The 21,002-nt window shown below is 70.2% G+C and carries 17 protein-coding genes and 1 pseudogene; 11 read left to right on the forward strand and 7 right to left on the reverse strand.

What is annotated here, in order from left to right:
* The first annotated feature begins 7 nt into the window (after nucleotides 1-7).
* Entirely contained in the window at nucleotides 8-577 is a 570-nt protein-coding gene (locus tag ACFFGH_RS20655; RefSeq protein WP_386671830.1) for a GNAT family N-acetyltransferase, read from the forward strand.
* Between the two features lie 3 nt (nucleotides 578-580).
* On the opposite strand, the gene ACFFGH_RS20660 is transcribed toward ACFFGH_RS20655, so the two are convergent.
* From ACFFGH_RS20660 to ACFFGH_RS20670, 3 genes are all read right to left on the reverse strand, one after another.
* Nucleotides 581-988, reverse strand: a complete 408-nt coding sequence (locus ACFFGH_RS20660; RefSeq protein WP_386671832.1) for a hypothetical protein — start codon at nucleotides 986-988, stop codon at nucleotides 581-583.
* Nucleotides 989-1,167: 179 nt separating this feature from the next.
* Nucleotides 1,168-2,667 (reverse strand): HNH endonuclease signature motif containing protein, encoded by a 1,500-nt coding sequence (locus ACFFGH_RS20665; RefSeq protein ID WP_386671834.1) that lies wholly within the window; start codon nucleotides 2,665-2,667, stop codon nucleotides 1,168-1,170.
* Nucleotides 2,668-2,816: 149 nt separating this feature from the next.
* Nucleotides 2,817-3,767, reverse strand: a complete 951-nt coding sequence (locus ACFFGH_RS20670; protein ID WP_386671836.1) for an Ltp family lipoprotein — start codon at nucleotides 3,765-3,767, stop codon at nucleotides 2,817-2,819.
* Nucleotides 3,768-3,950: 183 nt separating this feature from the next.
* Here ACFFGH_RS20670 and ACFFGH_RS20675 point away from each other — a divergent pair, with 183 nt between their 5' ends.
* Nucleotides 3,951-4,955: an NAD-dependent epimerase/dehydratase family protein gene (locus tag ACFFGH_RS20675; RefSeq protein WP_386671838.1), complete on the forward strand. Its 1,005-nt coding sequence runs from the start codon at nucleotides 3,951-3,953 to the stop codon at nucleotides 4,953-4,955.
* Nucleotides 4,956-4,970: 15 nt separating this feature from the next.
* Here the strand turns inward: ACFFGH_RS20675 and ACFFGH_RS20680 are convergent, their stop codons facing one another.
* Together ACFFGH_RS20680 and ACFFGH_RS20685 are read right to left on the reverse strand one after the other, a co-directional pair.
* Nucleotides 4,971-5,879 (reverse strand): serine hydrolase, encoded by a 909-nt coding sequence (locus ACFFGH_RS20680; protein WP_386671840.1) that lies wholly within the window; start codon nucleotides 5,877-5,879, stop codon nucleotides 4,971-4,973.
* 26 nt (nucleotides 5,880-5,905) lie between these two features.
* Nucleotides 5,906-7,885: a M13 family metallopeptidase gene (locus ACFFGH_RS20685; RefSeq protein ID WP_386671842.1), complete on the reverse strand. Its 1,980-nt coding sequence runs from the start codon at nucleotides 7,883-7,885 to the stop codon at nucleotides 5,906-5,908.
* 134 nt (nucleotides 7,886-8,019) lie between these two features.
* Between ACFFGH_RS20685 and ACFFGH_RS20690 the strand changes: the two genes are divergently transcribed.
* The 3 genes and pseudogenes from ACFFGH_RS20690 to ACFFGH_RS20700 all read left to right on the forward strand — a co-directional run.
* Nucleotides 8,020-9,006 carry an SDR family oxidoreductase gene (locus ACFFGH_RS20690; RefSeq protein WP_386671843.1) on the forward strand — a complete coding sequence of 329 codons (987 nt, stop codon included), beginning with the start codon at nucleotides 8,020-8,022 and terminating at the stop codon, nucleotides 9,004-9,006.
* A gap of 50 nt (nucleotides 9,007-9,056) precedes the next feature.
* Nucleotides 9,057-9,884, forward strand: a complete 828-nt coding sequence (locus ACFFGH_RS20695; RefSeq protein WP_386671845.1) for an endo alpha-1,4 polygalactosaminidase — start codon at nucleotides 9,057-9,059, stop codon at nucleotides 9,882-9,884.
* Nucleotides 9,878-11,059: pseudogene (locus tag ACFFGH_RS20700) on the forward strand (MATE family efflux transporter); the annotation flags it as partial. The gene ACFFGH_RS20695 and the pseudogene ACFFGH_RS20700, both read left to right, overlap by 7 nt.
* Before the next feature lie 176 nt (nucleotides 11,060-11,235).
* Here the strand turns inward: ACFFGH_RS20700 and ACFFGH_RS20705 are convergent.
* Nucleotides 11,236-13,239: a prolyl oligopeptidase family serine peptidase gene (locus ACFFGH_RS20705; RefSeq protein WP_386671847.1), complete on the reverse strand. Its 2,004-nt coding sequence runs from the start codon at nucleotides 13,237-13,239 to the stop codon at nucleotides 11,236-11,238.
* 225 nt (nucleotides 13,240-13,464) lie between these two features.
* Between ACFFGH_RS20705 and ACFFGH_RS20710 the strand changes: the two genes are divergently transcribed.
* The 6 genes from ACFFGH_RS20710 (at nucleotide 13,465) to ACFFGH_RS20735 (ending at nucleotide 19,945) form a co-directional block, all read left to right on the forward strand.
* Nucleotides 13,465-14,868, forward strand: coding sequence for a 6-phospho-beta-glucosidase (locus ACFFGH_RS20710; protein WP_386671849.1), 1,404 nt, complete (start codon nucleotides 13,465-13,467; stop codon nucleotides 14,866-14,868).
* Nucleotides 14,865-15,959 carry a carbohydrate kinase family protein gene (locus ACFFGH_RS20715; protein ID WP_386671851.1) on the forward strand — a complete coding sequence of 365 codons (1,095 nt, stop codon included), beginning with the start codon at nucleotides 14,865-14,867 and terminating at the stop codon, nucleotides 15,957-15,959. Before ACFFGH_RS20710 ends, ACFFGH_RS20715 begins: the two co-directional genes overlap by 4 nt.
* 26 nt (nucleotides 15,960-15,985) lie before the next feature.
* Nucleotides 15,986-17,170, forward strand: coding sequence for an N-methyl-L-tryptophan oxidase (gene solA, locus ACFFGH_RS20720; protein ID WP_386671853.1), 1,185 nt, complete (start codon nucleotides 15,986-15,988; stop codon nucleotides 17,168-17,170).
* 167 nt (nucleotides 17,171-17,337) lie between these two features.
* The gene (locus ACFFGH_RS20725) at nucleotides 17,338-18,555 is read left to right on the forward strand and encodes an MFS transporter (RefSeq protein WP_386671855.1); all 1,218 of its coding nucleotides are present in this window, start codon (nucleotides 17,338-17,340) and stop codon (nucleotides 18,553-18,555) included.
* A 9-nt stretch (nucleotides 18,556-18,564) separates the two neighbouring features.
* Entirely contained in the window at nucleotides 18,565-19,260 is a 696-nt protein-coding gene (gene nucS, locus ACFFGH_RS20730; protein ID WP_386671857.1) for an endonuclease NucS, read from the forward strand.
* A gap of 7 nt (nucleotides 19,261-19,267) precedes the next feature.
* Complete coding sequence (locus ACFFGH_RS20735) at nucleotides 19,268-19,945, forward strand: HAD hydrolase-like protein (RefSeq protein WP_386671859.1); 678 nt, start codon at nucleotides 19,268-19,270, stop codon at nucleotides 19,943-19,945.
* A gap of 32 nt (nucleotides 19,946-19,977) precedes the next feature.
* Here the strand turns inward: ACFFGH_RS20735 and ACFFGH_RS20740 are convergent, their stop codons facing one another.
* Nucleotides 19,978-21,000 carry an NAD(P)/FAD-dependent oxidoreductase gene (locus tag ACFFGH_RS20740; RefSeq protein ID WP_386671861.1) on the reverse strand — a complete coding sequence of 341 codons (1,023 nt, stop codon included), beginning with the start codon at nucleotides 20,998-21,000 and terminating at the stop codon, nucleotides 19,978-19,980.
* Nucleotides 21,001-21,002: the final 2 nt, after the last annotated feature.

Here is a 21,002-nt window from a genome sequence, read left to right on the forward strand (position 1 = left end):
CGGCGGCATGACACCGTTCGACTTCGAGGAACCGATCCGCACCGAACGGGTGCTGATGCGGCTGCTCACCGAGGCGGACATCGACGCGGTGTACTCGTACCAGTCGCGGGATGACGTGTGCCGGTACCTGCTGTTCGAGCCGCGCGACCGGGAGACGGTGGCGGCGAAGGTGCGGGAGCATGCGACGCACTCGCGGCTGGAGAAGGACGGCGACTACCTGCAGCTGGCGGTCGAGCGGGTCGCCGACGGCCGGGTGCTCGGCGACATGTACATCACGGTGAAGAGCGCCGAGAACCAGACTCTCGAGCTGGGGTGGACGTTCCACCCCGATGCCCACGGGCAGGGCTTCGCCTCGGAGTGCGCGACGGCGCTGCTGCGGCTGGCGTTCGATCGGATGGGCGCGCATCGGGTGATCGCGGAGCTTGATCCCCGCAACGAGGGCTCCATCCGCCTGTGCACGCGGTTGGGGATGCGCGAGGAGGCGCACTTCCGCGAGGATCTGTGGTTCAAGGGCGAGTGGGCGGACACGGGGGTGTACGCCATCCTCGACCGTGAGTGGCGTGCGCTCGGCGCGTGATGGTCAGGCGACGCTGAGCTGGATGAGCGCCAGCAGCGCCAAGCCGTACGCCTCGGCGGGCTCGGGGTGTTCGAAGGATCGGCCCTCGCCGTGCAGTTCGATCTCGACGCGGTAGGCGTCGGTCAGGCGGGTGAGTGAGCGGAACGTGGTGCGGAGGAGTTCGCGCAGCTGGTCTTCCCGTGGCAGCCAAAGCGCGTCTTCGAGGGCGACGGAGTCGAGCGCCCATTCGGTGGTGCCGTTGAACCCCAGGATCGATCCGGTCGGATAGTGGTGCGCCTCGATCGTCATGTCGCTGACGGTGAAGACGTCCACGTCGAGGTCCGGCACGTTGATCTGGAACTGGTCGCCGGACTGCGGGTGCCAGACAAGACCTGCTGAGCGCAGTTCGTGTGCCAGCTCCGGCGAGATCATGGGGCCATTATCCCGATGCAGCCCGAGTCGAAGCTGGGGTATCTGGGGCAGCGCAGGGTCGGAGCCGGGTGCTGGATCCGCGAGCGGGTCGCCTGAGCGGGGTGGTGGAGAAGCAGGGACGATATCGGCGGAGTTGCTTGTGTGCTTTCCGCCCACAGCGTTTTCGCCCGGGGTGCCGTTCAGCCGGCTCGTCGTCGGCGTTGCAGGTCGGCGAGGGCGTGACTCTTCGACGGCATGGGGATGGGTGTCTGGTCGGGGTCGCGTTCCCGCGGTGGGATCAGGAGGTAATTCGCCCCGTCGCGTTTGATTCGCCAATGGTTGTTGTGGATGAGCATGTGGTGGTGCCGGCAGAGCAGGATTCCGTCGGCGAGGTCGGTTCTGCCGTCGCGGGCCCATTGATGGAGGTGGTGCGCTTCGCACCAGGATGGGGGCCGGTCGCAGCCGGGGAACCGGCAGCCGCCGTCCCTGGTAGCCAGCGCGATCCGCTGCACCGCTGTGTAGAGGCGCTGCTCGCGGCCGACGTTCAGGCACTGCCCGTCGTCGTCGAAGCGGATCGGGATGATCCCGGTCTCGCAGATGGTGCGCCGCACCGTGCCGATCGACACCGCGTCCGAATGGCCCTCGAGCCAGCCGATCCCCCGGTTCTGGGTGCCGGTTTGGTCGCCGTCGGGCTGCTGCACGTCGTCGGAGGTCACCAGCACCCGCACCGCGGGCTTGCGTGTGCCGACGATGCTGCCCGGGTCGGCGGTGACACCGAGCCGAATCAGCTCGACGAACCCATCCGCCTGCAGCTGCTCCGAGGTGCGCGGATCGTCCAGGATCCGCTTCGCACGTTGCTGCTCGGCCGCGTCCACGAATCGGGGACCACCCCGCCGTGGTGCGGTGATCGCCTCAGCGGCGGCGAGCACCTCCGCACCCCCGGACTCCGGAGCCAGCAGACCATCGACCCGAACCATCCCGTCCCGGCGTTTGAACACCCGCAGATAGCGCAGCTCATGCCGCCGCCGCTCCCGCTCGGCCACCCCGGCCGCGTCGATCTCGTCCCGCACCGCCCGGGCACGCTTGAACAGCTGATCCGCGTGAAGCACCGCGGCCTCGGTCACCAATGACCGAGCGGCCAACGTCAGCTGCGACACCGTGACCGTCTCCGACGGCACTCCCAACCCGGACCGGATCGCGTCCGCCGCCGCCACCGGCAGGGAGCCATCCGAGACCGCACGACCCACCGGCGCCAGCCACGCCGTGCCGGTGCCATCCCACGGCCCCTCCACGGCCGGCTCAGTCGCCGGAGAGCCACCCGGATCAGCATCATGGTCCGGCCCGACACCCGCCTCGGGACCGGACGGCAGCAGCTCGGCCTCGGCCATCACGTTCCCGACCCGCACCAGCGTGGCCGCCTCCCGCCCGGTCGACCCGGTCAGCTGCTGCACCAACGACTCCGCCGTCCGCGCACCGGTCCGCTGCGCCAGACCCGCATAGCCAAGCTCCGGCCGAGACCGCCACGCGACTTCACCCGCAGTCGCCGCGGAACTGGCCCGAACCATCCGGTCCACGTCCGCCAGCAGCCGCTGCACCTGCATCAGCTGGTCGTCATCCAGCGGCGCCAGCTGCTCCCGGCTCGTCGGCAGCTGCGACACGGTCGCTTTCGCTTCGACGAGAAGGTCCACCACTGCTGGCATGCCTCCATTCTCCCACGAGGAGAACGTTTGTTCTAGTAGATGTGGAGAAGTTCTCTCCACAGATTTGCTGGTGAGAGGCTGGTTCACCACACCTGTGAGGGAGAGGTGTCGATTGCCCGTAGGCGAAGAAGATGGAGCGAGGCTCGTGATCAGTAGCCGACGGCGTCGGCTCCGAAGTCGGCCTGTTCCGGCGTGAAGCCGTCGAAGACCAACTGGTCGATCAGCCCCTGGCGGGAGAACGAGGTGAACTCGAGATACGACTCCGCCTTGCCTGCGGCCTGCGCGTTCCAGTCAGGGTCCAAGTAGTCGACGGCGAACGTGGCTTCCTCGGTGCTGAAGCCCTCGAACTCCAACTGCTCGATGAGACCCGTGCGGGAGAAGTCGGTGAACGATAGGTACTGCTCCGCCTTCCCCACCGCATTCTGCTGGCCGAGCGTCAACTCAGGCTTCTCCTCGACGGTCAGAGTCACCGTGCTGCCCTCGGTGGCGGTTTCGCCTGCCGCCGGCGATGTGCCGGTGACTGTCGCGTCCATGTCGTCCACGGCGAGAACCTCGAAGCCGGCGGCTTCCAGCTGAGCGATGGCGTCGCCGGCGGGGATTCCGGTGACGTCGGGGACGGTGACCTCCGCGGGCGGCTCCTCCTCGACGGGCTCCTCCTCGACCGCCTCTTCGGCAGAGGCCGCGGGGGTGGGCGTCTGCAAAGCGGCAGGATCGACGCGGGGGCGGTTCAGGGATCCGATGACGATCAACAGCAGCAGCACCGCCCCGACTGCGCCGAGGGTGATCCAAAGCCCCTTCTTCGACTTTTTCGCCGGGGCCGCGGCGGCCGCCGGGGCCGAAGCCTCGACGGGCAGCCATGCGAGTGAACCGTCGGACTGCTGCGTAAGGCGGTGGCCGTTCGCCACGTCGCCGACTTTGTAGTCGGGAGCTCCTGGCGGATCGCTCGGTGTGCTCGCGCGGGAAGCAGCCCCCACCGGGGTGGTGGCCTCAACCGGGACAGCCGCGACCGGCAGCCACGCGAGCGAACCGTCCGCTTGTTGAGTGAGGCGGTGGCCGTTCACGACGTCGCCGACTTTGTAGACCGGATTCTCGGTGCTCATGCTGACTGTCCTTCGGTTGGGCTCCGATCGGGCGGGCGCCGACTTGGGAACCCTGGAATCCGATGTGAGCCGGTTCGTCAGAACGTAGCGTTCGACCGGATCGTGGTAAAAGCACCACGCCGGATCGGGGGTGGACGCCGGAGCGGCAACGCTCGGTAGCGTTTCTGTCATGGCGGCTCGAGGATGAAGCGTGCGATCGTGATCGGCGGCACCGGGCAGATCGCCCGCGCTGCGGCTCCGGCGCTCGAGCAGGCGGGGTTCGCGGTGACCCTTGCCTCGAGGAGCGGGGCAACAGTGGGGAACCGATCGGCGATCGCGCTCGACCGCGAGGACACCGAGGCGCTGCGCGACGCTGCCGACGGGTTCGACACCGTCGTAGACACCGTCGCCTTCACCACTGCGCACGCGGAGCAGCTGCTGTCGCTCGATGCGGGGAACCTTGTTGTCATCTCCACCGGTTCGGTGTACGCCGACTCCGACGGACGCTACCTGGATGTCTCGGAGGAGACCGGCTTCCCGGAGTACCCCGATCCGGTGACCGAGGACCAACCGACCGTCACTGCCGAGGGGCCCGGGTACTCCGCCGACAAGTCGGCCATGGAGCGGGTCCTGCTCGCCGGAAGGACACCGGTCAGCATCCTCCGTCCCGGTGCGATCCACGGACCCGGGGGCAGCGCCCCGCGGGAACTGTTCTTCGTGCAGCGGGCGCTCGACCGGCGCCGGCGCGTACCGCTGGCCTATGGCGGACGCAGCCGCTTCTCGACGAGCGCCACCGCGAACATCGCCGCCCTCATAGCGCTCTGCGCCGAACAGCCCGGCAATCGGGCGCTGAACGCGGTGGACGATGAAGCGCCCACCGTCGCCGAGATAGGACAGATCATTTTCGGCGCGATGGGCTGGGATGCGGAGATCGTCCCGCTGGAAGGCCCGCCGGTCGAGCGCGTGGGCGCATCACCATGGGGCGTGCCGTCCCCGCTCGTGCTTTCGATGGACGCCGCGCACCGGCTGGGGTACCGGCCCGCGGCGACGTACGCGGATGCTGTGCGCGACGCGGTCGAATGGATCCTGGAGGAACTGCGGGACAGACACTGGCGTGCGGCATTCCCGGCTGAGGGCGCGCGAATAGAGCAGTGGTTCCCGTACGAGGCGGAGGATGCGCTTCTCAAGCGGCTGAACGGGCCGGTGTAGCATCCGCTGCGAGCCTCAGTGCACGTACTCCAGCACGTCGTACCCGATGGTGCGCATCGCATCGAGCACGCGCAGGCGGTCCGAGAGGTTCTCGTCCGAGAACTGGACCGCGACCGCGTATGCGACGCTCGCCCGCGACCCGCGCAGCACCCCCACCTCGGCACGCACGCCCAGGTCGGTGCCGGTCTTGTTGATCACCTGCGTGTGATGCTCGGGACCGCGGTGCGAGAGCGGATCGAGGCCGAACGCGCTCGCCACCATCGACAGGTCCGTGTTGAGCGACAGCCAGCCGAGCACCCGGCCGCTCGTCAGCGGGTCGACGATCTCACCGCGGGCGAGCGCGGCGAGCAGCCAGCTCAGCTCCGCCGCCGAGCCGACCGACAGCTGCGGCGCGTCGTCCGGGCCGCGGGTGTCGCGGACATGGTCGAGCAGGGCGGTGCTCATCAGGCCGAGCGACTCCGCCCGGGTGCGCACGGCATCCAGGCCCACCTGCCGCAGCAGCACGTTCGTCGCCAGGTTGTCGCTCGTGGCGCCGATGAGGGTCGCAAGGTCTGCGACCGGCAGCGACGGCGCCTGCAGGTGCTGCCAGACGCCGCTGTCACCGACCAGGTCCCTCGGCGTCTTGTCCAGGATGCCGTAGCCGGCATCGTCGCGGCCGGTGAGGCGGGCCGAGATCTCGATGAGGAGCAGGATCTTGCCGATGCTCGCGGTCGGCAGCACGATCCGGTCGTCGATGGCCACGAGCACCTGGCCCGTCTCGACGTCCACCGCCTTCGCCGACACCTGCGCACCCTCGTACGCGAGATTCCCGAGCGCGCTGAACGTGCGGGCGAAATCCCCCCTCTCGACCTCCCCGCGGTGCCTGCCCACCCGCGGCGAACGCCTGCGCTGCGCGCGCTCGCGCGTCCGAGCGCCGTCTGGCATTACCGATCCCCCCGAATCCGGCCGCGTCACCAGATGGTGACGCGCTCCTCCGGGTCGAGCCAGAGCTCGTCCTCCTCGGTCACACCGAATGCCGCGTAGAACTCGTCGATGTTCCGCACGATCTGATTGCAGCGGAATTCGTTCGGAGAGTGCGGATCGATCGACAGCAGTCGCAGCGCCTCCTCGTCGCGCAGCTTCGCCTGCCACGCCTGCGCCCAGGACAGGAAGAACCGCTCGGCGCCGGTGAGCCCGTCGATCACCGGCGGCTCTTCGCCCGCGAGGGAGAGCTGGTACGCCTTCCAGGCGATCCCGAGCCCCCCGAGGTCACCGATGTTCTCGCCGATCGTGAGAGCGCCGTTCACGGTGTGATCCGGCAGCTGCCGCGGCGACAGCGCGTTGTACTGCTCGATGAGTGCCCCGGCGAGCCGCTCGAACGCCGCGCGGTCCTCGTCCGTCCACCAGTCGATCAGGCGCCCGTCACCGTCGTACTTCGATCCCTGATCGTCGAAGCCGTGACCGATCTCGTGCCCGATCACCGCGCCGATCGCGCCGTAGTTCGCCGCCGCGTCCCTGGACGCGTCGAAGAACGGGAACTGCAGGATGGCGGCTGGGAAGACGATCTCGTTGAAACCGGGGTTGTAGTACGCGTTGATGGTCTGCGGCGTCATGAACCACTCATCGCGGTCGAGCGGCTTCCCGATCTTGCCGAGCTCCCGCTGGAACTCGAACTCCGAGACCGCTCGCACATTGCCGATCAGGTCGGCCAGGTCGATCTCGAGCTTCGAGTAATCCCGCCACTTCACCGGGTAGCCGATCTTCGGCGTGAACTTCTCGAGCTTCTCGAGCGCCTTCGCCCGCGTCTCGTCCGTCATCCAGGAGAGGTCCTGGATGCTCTGCCGGTACGCCTCGACGAGGTTCTCGACCAGCTCGTCCATCGCCACCTTCGCCGCCGGCTGGAAGTGCCGCTCGACGTAGATCCGGCCGACCGCCTCGCCCATGGCGTGCTCCACCAGCGAGACGCCGCGCTTCCACCGCGCCCGCAACTCCGGCGTGCCGGTCAGCACCCGGCCGTAGAAGTCGAAATTCGCGTTCACGAACTCGGTCGAGAGGTAGGCGGCGTTCGAGCGGATGACCTGCCAGCGAAGCCAGTCGCGCCAGCTCTCCAGCCGGTCCTCGGTGAGCACGCCGCCGAGGCTCTCCAGGAAGCTGGGCTGCCGGACGACCAGCTCGTCGAACGCCGCGTCGGGGGCCCCGAGCGCCTCACGCCAGAGCTCGAACGGCAGCCCGGATGCCGACACCACATCGGTCCAGGCGCGCAGGTTGTAGGTCGCGCTGCTGTCGCGGGAGCGCACGTTGTCCCAATGGTGCGACGCGAGCTCCGTCTCCAGCGCGAACACCCGCTCGGCGCGGTCGGCCGCGCCGTCGATCCCGGCGAGCGCGAACATCTTCTCGAGGAACGAGCGGTACTCGGCCCGCACGGACTCGAACTTGTCCTCGCGGTAGTAGGACTCGTCGGGCAGCCCGAGGCCGGCCTGCTCCAGGAAGACCAGGTAGCGCTCCGGGTTGCCGGGGTCGTTGTCGACGAACAGCTGGAACATGCCGGAGATGCCGCCCCGCTCCAAGCGGGCGAGCACCTTCAGGAACTCGGGAACACTCGACCCATGCTCGATCTGCGCCAGCAGCGGGCGGATCGGCTCGGCACCGAGCTCCTGCACCCGCGTCTCGTCGAGGAAGCTGGAGTACAGGTCGCCGAACTTCCGCTCCTCGGTGCCCGGCTCGGCCCGCCGTGCTTCTTCGAGGATGTCGCGCACCGCCTGCTCCGCCTCCTCGGCGAGCACCAGGAACGACCCGTAGCGGGCCTTGTCGTCTGGGATCGCGGTCCGCTCGATCCACCTGCCGTTGACGTGCCGGTAGAGGTCGTCCTGCGGACGGACGCCCGTATCGAGTTCGTCGAGCAGGATGCCCGACGCAAGCGAACCGTTGGACTCCGAGGCGCGCGTAGTCATGACTGCAAGCGTATCTGTGCCCGCTGGCCACTTCGACGTGCCTCAGGACAAGCACTCGGGTTCTCCGCCAGACCGGAGAAGTAGAGTCGCCGAGTCGGGTGATTCCGCCCGGTCGTGCGACGAGGGAGTTCCACATGACCGCACTGCGAGTGCTGTTCATCGGCGGCAACGGCATCATCAGCTCGGCCTGCAGCGCGCTTGCCGTGCAGCGCGGGATCGAGCTGACCCTCCTGAACCGGGGCGAGAGCACCACCCGGCCGCCGATCGAGGGCGCGCGCCACCTGACCGGAGACGCCGACGACGCCGAGTCGATCCGCGAGGCCGTGAAGGGCCATGAGTTCGACGTCGTCGCCAACTTCCGCTCCTTCACGCCGGACCAGGTGCGCGCCGATCTCGAGATCTTCTCCGGACGGGTCGGCCAGTACGTCTACATCTCATCCGCATCCGCGTATCAGAAGCCGGTCGCACGCCTGCCGATCACCGAGTCGACGCCGCTGCGGAACCCCTGGTGGAAGTACTCGCGGAACAAGATCGCGAGCGAGGACGTGCTCGTCGCGGCATATCGCGAGAGCGGATTCCCGGCGACGATCGTGCGTCCGTCGCACACCTACGACCGCACCCTCATCCCCCTCGACGCCGGCTGGACCGCCATCGAGCGGATGCGCCAGGGCAGGCCGATCGTGATCCACGGCGATGGCACATCGCTCTGGACGATGACGCACAACACCGACTTCGCGAAGGCGTTCGTGGGCCTGCTGGGGCATCCGATGGCGATCGGGGACACGTTCCAGATCACCTCCGACGAGGTGCTGACATGGAACGGCATCGCCGACCTGCTCGCCGCAGCCGCCGGCACGGAGGCGAACGTGGTGCACGTCGCGTCGGACCAGCTCGCCAAGCACATCCCCTCGATGGGTCCAGGCCTCCTCGGCGACAAGGCGCACTCGGTGATCTTCGACAACAGCAAGGTGAAGTCCGTGGTGCCGGACTATGTGGCGACCGTGCCGTTCGTCGACGGGGCGAGGGAGATCGTCGACTGGTACGACGCCGATCCCGCCCGCCGCAAGGTGGACGCCGAGCTGGACCGCGCTCTCGACGAACTGGTCGAGCGCTTCGGCTGATCGGCCGCGGCCGCGCGCGCTCCGCACGACGGGCAGGCTGTGATTTGCTGGTGCGCGTGAGATCGCGTCGCGCCCGGCTGATGCGCGGCGGGCTCGCCGGCGCGGCGCTGCTGGTCGTCTCGGCGTGCAGCGCGATCGCCCCCGCGGCATCCCCTCCCCCTGTCGAGCTCCCGCCGTGGTACGCCCCGTTCGACTACCAGCTCGGCGGCGCATACTCGCCTCCGGCCGACGTGGCCCTGGTGGTCCGTGACAGCACCGAGCCACCGGCGACCGGCCTCTACTCGATCTGTTACGTGAACGGATTCCAGACACAGCCGGGCGCCGACTGGCCGGACGACCTCCTGCTGCGTGAGAACGCCGGGGCGCCGGTCGTCGACCCGGATTGGCCTGACGAGCACCTGCTGGACATCTCCACCGAGGCGAAGCGGGAACTGATCTTCGAACGCCTGGCCGTGTCGATCGCCGCGTGCGCGGACGCTGGGTTCCAGGCGGTCGAGTTCGACAACCTCGACTCGTACTCCCGGTCGGACGGGCGCCTGACGCTCGAGCATGCGATCGACATGGCGAGGCGGCTGGTGCTGCGCGCGCACCAACTGGGACTCGCGGCCGGGCAGAAGAACACCCCGGAGCTCGGCAGCCGGGGCCGTGAGGAGGCCGGCTTCGACTTCGTCATCAGCGAGGAGTGCGACCGCTTCGACGAGTGCCGGGTGTTCACCGACTCGTTCGGCTCGAGTGTGTTCAACATCGAATACGCCGACGCGCTCCGCGGTTCGGCCGAGGAGGTCTGCGGCCGCCCGACCACCCCCTCGGCAACCATCATCCGCGACCGCGACCTGATGCCCACCGGCTCCCCCGGCTACTTCTTTCAAGCGTGCTGAGCCGTCTGCGGTCGCCGCTCGACCGCGAGATCTTCCGGCTCGCCCTGCCCGCGCTGGGCGCGCTGGTGGCGGAGCCCCTGTTCCTGCTGGTCGACACGGCACTCGTCGGGCGCCTCGGCGCCGAGCCGCTGGCGGGCCTGGCGATCGCGGGCACCATCCTGCAGACGGCGGTCGGCCTGCTGGTCTTCCTCGCGTACGCCACCACCCCGGCCGTGGCCCGGCGGCTCGGATCCGGCGACCGGCCGGGCGCAGTCCGCGCCGGGATCGACGGGATGTGGCTCGCCGCCGCCCTCAGCGTTCCGCTCGTCGCGGTCGGCGTGCCGCTCGCCGGCCCGCTTGTGGCGGTGTTCGGCGCGGATGCGGAGGTCACCGGGCAGGCGGCGACCTATCTGCAGGTGTCGGTCTGGGGCCTTCCCGGCATGCTGCTGGTGCTCGCCGCCACGGGACTCCTGCGCGGTCTTCAGGACACCCGCACCCCGCTGATCGTCGCCGCGGCGGGATTCGGGGCGAACGCCGTGCTGAACATGCTGTTCATCTTCGGGCTGGGGCTGGGGATCGCCGGGTCTGCGCTCGGGACGGTGGTCGCACAGTGGGGCATGGCGGCGGTGTATCTCGGAATCGCGGTGCGCGCCGCGCGCACCACGGGGATCAGCCTCCGCCCCGGTCTCGCAGGGGTGAGTGGCGCGGCGGCGGCCGGCGGATGGCTGCTGCTGCGCACTGCGAGTCTCCGCGCCGCGATGGTGGCGACGGTGGCGGTCGGCACGGCGATCGGCGCCATCGAGCTCGCGGCGCTGCACATCTCGCTCACCCTGTTCGGCACACTGGCCTTCGTGCTCGACGCGCTGGCGATCGCCGGTCAGGCGATGATCGGCCACGACCTCGGTGCTGCGGCCCTTCCCCGCGTGCGCGCCGTCACCTGGCGGCTGGTGGAGCTCGGGGTCGGCGGCGGGGTGCTGCTCGGTGGGATCGTCGCGCTGCTCAGCCCCGTGCTCGGCCCGGTGTTCACGGCGGATCCCGCCGTGCACGAGGCGCTGCTGCCGGCGCTGCTCATCCTGGCGGCCGGCATCCCGCTCGCCGGCCTGGTGTTCGTGCTCGACGGTGTGCTCATCGGTGCCGGCGATGCACGGTACCTCGCCTGGACCGGGATCGTGAACCTGGCGCTCTACGCGCCACTCCTGGTGCTGGTGGCAGGCGCATCCCTTCCGTCGCCGGTGGAGCTGTTCTGGCTGCAGGCGGCCTTCTCACTCGGCTATCTCGGTGCCCGGGCGCTCACCCTCAGCCTGCGTGCCCGAACCGACCGCTGGATGCGGGCCGGCGGAGGGGCTGAGCCGGAGCCGCAAGAGCGATCCGCTCAGGACGCGGAACCGGTTCGTCGAAGATCCGGCGGCATGTGCCGCTCGAACCACGCCACATGCCGCGCGACGAAGTCGACCACCGCCGGGAAATCCCCGACGACGTGCCCCTCCTCCGGATAGGTCACCAGCTCAGAGACCGCACCTCGCATCGTCAGGGCCCGGTGCAGCTCCAGGCTCTGGCTCGGCGGCACGTCACGGTCGAGCGCGCCGGTGATCATGAGCACCGGCGTCTCGATGCGCGCCGAGTGCATCAGGGGACTTCGCCGGATGTATTCGCCGTTCGGGTCGAGCGGCTTCCCGGGCAGGAAGAACAGGTCGAAGTCGGAGATCCACGTCGTGTGGTGAAAGCTCACCCAGTCCGTGAGACCCGACACCGCGACCACCGCCGCGAACCGCTGATCCTGTGTGGGCAGCCAGAGGGCCATGGTGCCGCCGTAGCTCGTGCCGGTGAGCCCGACCCGCTTCACATCGATCAGGCCCTCCCCGGCGAGCGCATCCACCGCGGTGAGGAAGTCTCCGGTGTCCGCACCGTGCATGTCGCCTGCGATCAGGCGCGCGAACTCCTGCCCCTTCCCGGTGCCGCCGCGCTGGTTGACGTACAGCACGGCGTAGCCGCGCGAGGCGAGGAACGGCCCCGTCGAGCCGCGCATGGCGTACTGGTCGTGCCAGGTCCACACCGGTCCGCCGTGGATGTCGAACACCACGGGATACGGGGCGGTCGCCACCTCCGCGGGTGGGGTCACCAGGAACCCGTCGAGCGGCAGGCCGTCCGCCCCCGTCCAGTGGACGCGCCGGATGTCGCCCGCCTGCGCCAGCAGATGCTCCGATCCCGCATGCGACAGGTCCGCCAGCATCCGCTCCTCCCCGTCCCGCACGGCGACGGCGTGCGGTGCACGCCGGTAGCTCTCGGCGAGCGCGTAGATCGTTCCGGCCGCATCCTGGACCGCCTGCGGGTACACGCCGCTGGTGGAGCCGTCGCTCACCCAGAGCTCCCGGGCAGCGCCGGTCTCCAGGTCGATCTCGCCGGCGACGGTCTGCTGACCGCGGACGCCGGCGAAGAAGAGCACATCGTCGCTCCGCCAGGCGGAGTGCGCGACGTCGGTGCCGAGGGTGTCCAGCCGGCGCCCGGGCGATCCGCCCTCGAGCAGCACCAGGTCGCCCGCGACGAGGCTGCGATCGCTGGAGAATGCTTCCACGACCGCCACCCGGGAGCCAGCCGGTGACGCGGACGGCCTGCCGAGGTGCACGTCGCTGGTGTGCAGCGCCCGCGGCTCGACCGGGCCGGCGTCACCGGCCCCGACGTCGAAGCGCACCAGCTGCGCGCGGTACCAGGCCTCCTCGCCGGGCGCGGTGCTCACGATGGCGACGATCTCGGGTCCTGCCCAGACCGCCTCCCACACCGTCCACCCGGGGGCCGAGATGCGCCGCGCCGCGCCGGACGCGACATCGATCACCTGCAGCTGCCGCCATCCGGCCGGCGCGGCGGGCCGGTCCACCTTCGGCCACCAGGAGGGTGCGCCGGGCCGCGTCGCCGACTCCTCCTCCCGCACCGTGACGAGCAGCCGGTCTCCGGCGGGCGACCACTCGAGGTGCTCCGGCACACCCTGCAGTTGAGGCCCGTGGGTGAGCAGCTCCGGGTCGCCGGGCGCCGTCCACACCACCTGCTGCACATGCTTCTTCGCCCGGTCCGAAAGGTACGCTAGGCGTGTGCCGTCCGGCGACCAGCGGGGCAGCCGGTCGTGGCAGCCCTCGCCGATCGTCCGGAGCTCGCCGCTCGCGGTGTCCAGGAGGGCGATGGTGGTGTGTCGCCCCGAATCGAGGCTGACCCTGCGGCCGGCCGTGAAGGCAAGGATGCCGCCCTCCGGCGTCACCGCCGGATCGCTCCCGGTGGACACCCGGCCGAGCCCGGGACCCTCCACGGCGGTGAACCACTCCCATGCGTCGCGGTGGACTTGGAGCTCATCTGGATCCAGTCCGTCTGCGATGGGGTGCTGCGTCATGGCGTCTCTTCCTCGAGGCGTCGTCCGGCGGGGTTCGCCGGTCGGATGCAGGCCGAAGCCCTGGTGCGTCTGTCAAACGTATTGCAAACGGTCAGTCACCGTTCGCGAGCAGGGTCACGCCCGCTAGCGTGGGCTCGTGATCTCGACCCACCGGCATCGCGGCATCGTCGCCGCGACGCAGCGAACCAGCGTCGCCGCCGACACCGCGGCAGCCCGGGTGGCCACATGAAGCTGACCATCCTCGGCGGTGGCGGGTTCCGCGTCCCCTTCGTGCACCAGGCGCTGCTGCATGGTGCTGGCGTCGCCAAGGTGGACGAGGTCGTGCTCCACGACACCGACGCCGACCGGCTCACCGCCATCACGCACGTGATCGACCAGCTCGCCGCCGACACCGCCGGCCGGCCGGTCCTTCGCAGGACGACGTCCATCGACGATGCGGTCGATGGCAGTGACTTCGTATTCGCCGCGATCCGCGTCGGCGGCGTCGACGCCCGGGTGAGCGACGAGCGGGTGGCGCTGAGCCTCGGCGTGCTCGGACAGGAGACGGTCGGACCCGGTGGGATCGCCTACGGCCTGCGGACGATCCCCGTTCTGGTGCAGATCGCCGAGCGGATCGCGAAGCGTGCTCCCTCCGCGTACGTGATGAACTTCACCAACCCGGCCGGCATGATCACCGAGGCGATGCAGGGGGTGCTCGGCGACCGCGTGCTGGGGATCTGCGACACGCCATCGGACCTCGGCCGGCGCGTCGCGCGTGCGGTCGGAGCCGATCCGGAGCGCCTCCAGCTGGACTACATCGGCCTCAACCACCTGGGCTGGATGCGGCGGGTGCTCGCCGACGGCCGCGACGTGCTCCCGGACCTGCTCGCCGACGACGAGCGCCTCGCGACGCTGGAGGAGGCGAAGGTCTTCGGCGCCGCGTGGCTCCGCGCCCTGAAGTCGCTGCCGAACGAGTACCTCTATTACTACTACCGGAACCGCGAGGCGGTGGAGAGCATCCTCCGGTCGGCGCGCACCCGCGGTGAGTTCCTCGCCGACCAGCAGACGGACCTGTTCCGTCAGATCCTCGCGGACCCGGACCGGGCGGCGGAGCTGTGGGGCGAGGCGGTGTCGCAGCGCGGCGCCAGCTACATGGCGGAGGCGAAGGGCGGCTCGCAGCCCGCCGGTGGGGCTCCCGCCCCAGATGTCGCGGAGCCGCCGTCCGCCCGCGGAGGCGCGCGGCCCGTGGGCGCCCACGACCTCGCCGCGCACGGCTACGCGGGCGTCGCCCTGCAGGTGATGGGTGCGATCGCGCAGAACCGCCGCGCGACGATGATCCTCAACGTCCGGAACGGCACCACCGTCGCGGGACTGCCGGAGGACGCCGTCATCGAGGTGCCGTCGATGGTCGACGCGAACGGCGTGCACCCGCTCGCGACCGCGCCGCCCGACCTCCACCAGCTGGGGCTGATGCAGCAGCTGAAGGCGGTCGAGCGCGCCACCATCCGCGCCGCGCTCACCGGTTCGCGGTCCGACGCCGAGCTCGCGTTCGCGATGCACCCACTGGTCCGCTCGCTCGACGTGTCAGCGCAGCTGGTCGAGGGCTACGTCGCCTCGGTGCCCGCGATCGCCGAGGTGCTCCGCCGATGACTCCTTCGCCGACCCTCGCCGATCCGTTCGACAGGTTCAGGGACCGCGCAGATACGTTCGACGTATTCGTGCAGGGCACGGTGTTCCTCGACATCGTGATGACCGGCCTCCGGGCGCGCCCGGCTGCTGGAACCGAGGTGTTCACCGACGGCATGGGCTCCTGCCCGGGCGGGATCGCGAACCTCGCCATCGCGTCGAGCCGGCTCGGGCTGTCGACGAGCCTCTCCGCGGCCTTCGGAGATGACCTCTACGGCGACTTCTGCTGGGGCACCCTCCAGGATGCAGAGGGCGTCGATCTCAGCCGCTCGCGGCGGATGCCGGGCTGGCCCACCCCGGTGACGGTGTCCATGGCCTTCGCCGATGACCGGTCCATGGTCACGCACATGCGCCCGACGCCGATCGGCGAGGACGAGCTGGTCGGCACGCCGCCGGAGGCACGCGCCACCATCGTGTACCTCTCGCACGATGCGCCCGCCTGGCGGGAACGCGCTCGCGAGCAGGGCACACTGGTGTTCGCGGACGTCGGCTGGGACGGCGGCGAACGGTGGTCATCGGCGGTCCTCGATCAGCTGTCCGGCTGCCACGCGTTCTTGCCGAACGACGTGGAGGCGACCGCGTACACGCGGACCGACGACCCCGAGGCGGCGCTGCGCCGGCTCGCCGACCTGGTGCCGATCACCGCCGTCACCTCCGGGTCGGCTGGCTCCCGCGCGATCGACCACGTCACCGGCGAGCAGGCGTGGGCACCGGGCGTGCCCGTCATCGCCCAAGACACCACCGGGGCCGGCGACGTGTTCGACACCGGATTCACGCTCGGCACGCTGCGCGGCTGGCCGCTGGCGGACCGGCTGGCGTTCGCGAACCTGTGCGCCGCGCTCTCGGTCCAGCATGTGGGCGGCTCGCTCGCTGCGCCGGGCTGGGGCGACATCGCCGACTGGTGGGCCGATGTCCGGCTGCGCGCCCGGAACGGCGACCTGGCCACCAGTGAGCTCGCCCGCCGCTACGGCTTCCTCGACGACGTCGTTCCGGACGGGACGATTCGCACCGTGCGGCGGGCCGCGGCGACGCTCGCCCGGAATTCCGACGCCTGACCGCATCCGCACCCGGAGGTTCTCCCGTGAAGACCAGCTGGCGCCATGTCGTGCTCGGAGCCGGAGTGATCGGCACCGCCGCGGCACTCCGCATCGCGGAGCGTGGCGACGGTGATGTGCTGGTGCTCGAGCAGTACCGCCTGGGACACGACCGCGGCTCATCGAACGACCACTCGCGGATCATCCGCCACACGTACCACAGCGCGTCCTACACCGCGCTGACACCGCAGGCGTTCGCCTCATGGGAGGACATCGAGGAGCGCACCGGACTCGAGCTCGTGCTGCGCACCGGCGGACTGGACCTTTTCGATGGTGCGCACGGCGAGCAGGACCTCACCGCCTACCGCACCGCCCTCGACGCCGCCGGCATCGCGTACGAGCCGCTCGACGTGGCGGGGCTGCGGGCGCGCTTCCCGCAATGGCGGATCGGCGATCACGTCACCGGGATGTTCCAGGCCGACGGCGGCATCCTCGACATCCGGCGGGCGGTCGCCGCGCAGGTGGTGCTGGCGCGACAGCTCGGGGTGACGTTCGCCGACGAGACGCGGGTCGAGCGGATCGACCGGGACGGGTCGCGCATCGTCCTCTCCACCGACCGCGGCAGAGTGGAGGCCGACCGGGTCACCCTCGCGACGGGCTCCTGGGCCGGAGAGCTGCTGCCCGACCTGGGGGTCCCATGGCGGATCACGCTCAGCCAGGAGCAGGTGTCGTACTTCGCCCCGGCGATGGTGCGCGAGTTCACGCCGGACCGGTTCCCGATCTGGGTCTACCACGGCGAGGAGATCTGGTACGGGTTCCCGGTGTACGGGGAGGTCGCCGTGAAGCTGGCGCGCGACCTGGGCAAGCGGACCATCACTCCGGAACAGCGCACTCCGGAGCCGGACCCGGCCGAGACCCGGCTGCTGTCCGGCTTCCTGGAGCGTCACCTGCCCGGCGCCGCCGGACCGGAGGTGCTCTCCAAGGTGTGCGTCTACGACATGCCGCCCGACAAGGAGTTCATCGTCGACCTGCTGCCCGGGGATCCGCGCATCACCGTGGCGATCGGCGGATCCGGTCACGCAGGCAAGTTCGCCGCCTTCCTCGGCGAGGTCGTCGCCGATCTCGCCACGACCGGATCGACGGCGCATCCGGTGTCCATCTTTCGCGCGGACCGCCCAGCGCTCGTCGACCCGGCCTTCCCGCGCACGAACCGGCTGAGCGCGGCCCGTTGAGGCTTGGATCCCGGCCGGATCGGCGCATCGGGCCGCCGCGGCGGACCGCATCCGGCGAAGTGGCCCCCATTCGCGAATACCCCACCGTCACACGCACGGGGACTTGTTAGCGTAGGCGGGTCGCTGTGTCGCGTCGGCCATCCCTTCTTCTCGTCAGGAGCTCCTGCGTGACCACCTCGGTCATTACATCCCGTTCCCAGCTCGTCAACTGGCGGAACGCCGTATTCGTCCTCTTCGCGGTCAACGGGTTCGGCGCGGCGACCTGGATCGCGCGGACCCCCGCAATCCGTGACGCGCTCGACATCACCATCGCCCAGATGGGGTTTCTCCTCGTCGGCATCTCCGGCGGGTCCATCGTCGGGCTGCTCCTGTCGAGCCACCTGCTGCATTGGCTCGGCACGAAGCGGACCATTCTCGGCTCGCTCGCGATCGCATCGGTCGGCCTGCTGCTGATGGGACTCGGCACGGAGGTGCTCGCGAGCTACGCGTTCACGTTCCTAGGACTCGCGCTGTACGGATTCGGCACCGGGCTCTGCGATGTCGCTATGAACGTCGAGGGCGCCGTCGTCGAACGTACGGCGAAGAAGAACCTCATGCCGTTGATGCACGCGTTCTGGAGCCTCGGCACGGTCGCGGGAGCCGGGGTGGGTGCGGCCGCGGCGTACGCGGACGTCGGCGTCGGAATCCACCTCGGGGTCGTGTCCGGGCTCATGCTCGTCACCGCTTTCGTCGCCACCCGCCCGCTGCGCGGCGACGCGATCGCCGAGCCGGAGTCGGCAACGGACCGCAAGGAGCGCAGTGGGTTCGCCGCTCGGATGGCGATCTGGCTGGAGCCCCGCACGCTGCTCATCGGCTTGATCGTGCTCGGCATGGCGTTCGCGGAAGGCAGCGCAAACGACTGGCTGGCGCTCGCGATGGTCGATGAGCGCGACGTGTCGTACGCGACCGGCGCGCTGCTCTTCGGTGTGTTCACCGTGGCGATGACCGTGGGCCGCGTGCTCGGTGGCCCGCTCCTGGACCGCTTCGGCCGGGTGCCCGTGTTACGGGTCTCGGCAGCGCTCGCGGTCGTGGGGCTGCTCGCCGTGATCTTCATCGACCAGCCGGTGGTCATGGTGTCGGGCATCGTTCTCTGGGGACTCGGCGCCTCGCTGGGCTTCCCGGTCGGGATCTCCGCCGCTGCAGACGATCCTGCGAAGGCCGCCGCCCGGGTGAGCGCAGTCGCGACCATCGGCTACCTCGCCTTCCTCGCCGGACCGCCGCTGATCGGCGTGCTCGGCGACAACATCGGGCTGCTCCGCGCGCTGCTGGTGGTGGTGGTGCTCATCACGGTCGCCGGACTCGTGTCGTTCGCCGCCCGTGAGCCCGCCGCGAATTCCAGCAGGTAGCCTCTTCGGGTGCGTCTCGTTCTTGCCCGCTGCTCCGTCGACTATGCCGGCCGGCTGAGCGCCCACCTGCCGCTGGCGACCCGCCTCATCCTCGTGAAGGCGGACGGCAGCGTGCTCGTGCACTCCGATTCGCTCAGCTACAAGCCGCTCAACTGGATGAGCCCGCCATGCACGCTGTCGGAGTTCGAACCGGACGAGGACCAGCGCGCCGCCGGTGTGAGCGCCGTCTGGAAGGTCATGCACACGAAGACTGCCGACCTGCTGCTGATCAGCCTTCACGAGGTGCTGCACGACAGCAGCCACGAGCTGGGCGAGGATCCGGGGCTCCAGAAGGACGGCGTCGAGGCGCACCTGCAGAAGCTGCTGGCGGAGCAGATCAGCCTGCTCGGCGACGGCCACCGCTTGGTGCGCCGCGAGTACATGACCGCGATCGGGCCGGTGGACATCCTCGCCACCGACGGCACGGGCTCCACGGTGGCGGTGGAGATCAAGCGCCGCGGCGACATCGACGGCGTGGAGCAGCTCACCCGCTATCTCGAGCTGCTCAACCGGGATCCGCTGCTGGCACCCGTCAGCGGCGTGTTCGCCGCGCAGGAGATCAAGCCGCAGGCCCGCACGCTCGCCATCGACCGCGGCATCCGCTGCCTCACCCTCGACTACGACGCCATGCGCGGCGTCGACGACCCGCATTCGCGGCTGTTCTGAGGCCGCGATGACCGACTACACCGCCGTCCTCTTCGACCTCGACGGCACGATCACGGACTCCGCCCCGGGCATCACGGCGACGCTCGCCTACACATTCGAGCGGATGGGAATCCCGGTGCCCTCCCCGGCCGGCCTCCTCGAATACGTCGGCCCGCCCATCCTGGACTCATTCCGCGATCTCGCCGGCATGAACGAGGAGCAGTCCGCCCGGGCGCTCGAGATCTACCGGGAGAAGTACCTCGACGACGGCGCGTACGACTCCACGGTCTATCCGGGGATGCCGGCGCTGCTGCGCGACCTTGCCGGGGATAGCCGAAAGGTGTCGCTGGCGACCTCGAAGCCGGAGCTCCCGGCGACCCTGATCCTGGAGCACTTCGGCCTCGCCACCTACTTCGACGTGATCACCGGCGCCTCTGCCGACGAGGTTCGCAGCGCCAAGACGGATGTCGTCGCCGAGGCCCTGGTGCGGCTGCGCGGCCTCGGCGCGGACCTGTCGCGTCCCGTGATGATCGGCGACCGGCACCATGACGTCGAGGGCGCCGCCGATCACGGCGTGCCCACGATCTTCGTCGACTGGGGCTACGGCTCACCCGCCGAGGCCGCCGGAGCGGTCGCGGTCGTCTCCACCCCCGAGCAGCTGCGCGAAGCGCTCCACCTCCGGAACGGAACCCCTCATCTGTCGTAGCTCCAGCTGCGTCCCGAGGAGCGGCGGCGGGATCACCTCGCAAGCCGGTCGACCGCGGCGCCGAAGAGCGCCGGCATCCGGGTCGCCGTCGGCACGAGCAGCCCGCGGGCGGGTGAGGTCGCCCAGGTGACGAGTCCCGTCGTGAGGGTGCGGAACGCACGGGTCTCACGTCGCCACGAATCTTCGTAGTCTTCGGGCTGACCGGACGCGATGGCCTCCACGGCGGCGCGTGCCAGGGCGAAGCCGAGCCGGAGCCCCTCTCCGGTGAGCGCATCCACGTACCCGGCGGCGTCACCGACCAGCAGCACCCGGCCGTTCGTCCGCGATCGGGTGCGGCTGCGGAACGGCCCCGCGCCGCGGAGCGAGCTCGAGACGGGTGCGCCGGCCAGCCGTTCTGCGAGTGACGGCACCGCGGCGAGCGCCTGCTCGAACCGGGAGCCCATCGGCCCCAGCATCGCCACGCCGACCTCTCGCTCCCCCACGGGCGTCACGTAGAATTCCACATCGGCCGCGTAGATCACCTCGATCAGGTCGCTCCACGGCTCCAGCGCGTAGTGCCGCCGGATGCCGAAGCGTCGCGGTCCCCGACGCGGCGGCAGCGCCAGCCCCGAGCGCCGCGCCACCGTGGAATGCAGGCCGTCGCAGCCGAGCAGCCACCGTGCCGCGATTCCCGCCGCCACCACCCGGTCCGCCCGCTGCTCCACGCTCGTCACCCGATCGCGGAGCCGCTGCACACCCAGCTCCTCCGCCCGCTCGGCGAGCTGCCGGTGCAGCGTGGTCCTCCGCACCCCGCGGCCGGGCAGCCCCGTGAACCGGTGGTCCACGATGCGTGCGCCGTCCCGATATCGCACACCGTTCAGGTCGACCCCCGGCGGGTCGACACCGAGCCGGCCGAGAAGGGGGAGCGCGCCCGGCATCAACCCCTCGCCGCAGGCCTTGTCGATGGTGCCGTCGCGCTGCTCGATCAGCGTGACGCTCAGCCCGGCGCGCCGCGCCTCGATGGCTGCGGCGAGTCCGACCGGCCCGCCGCCGACGATGCCGACGTCCACCGTCATGA

The organism is Lysobacter korlensis, assembly GCF_042434515.1.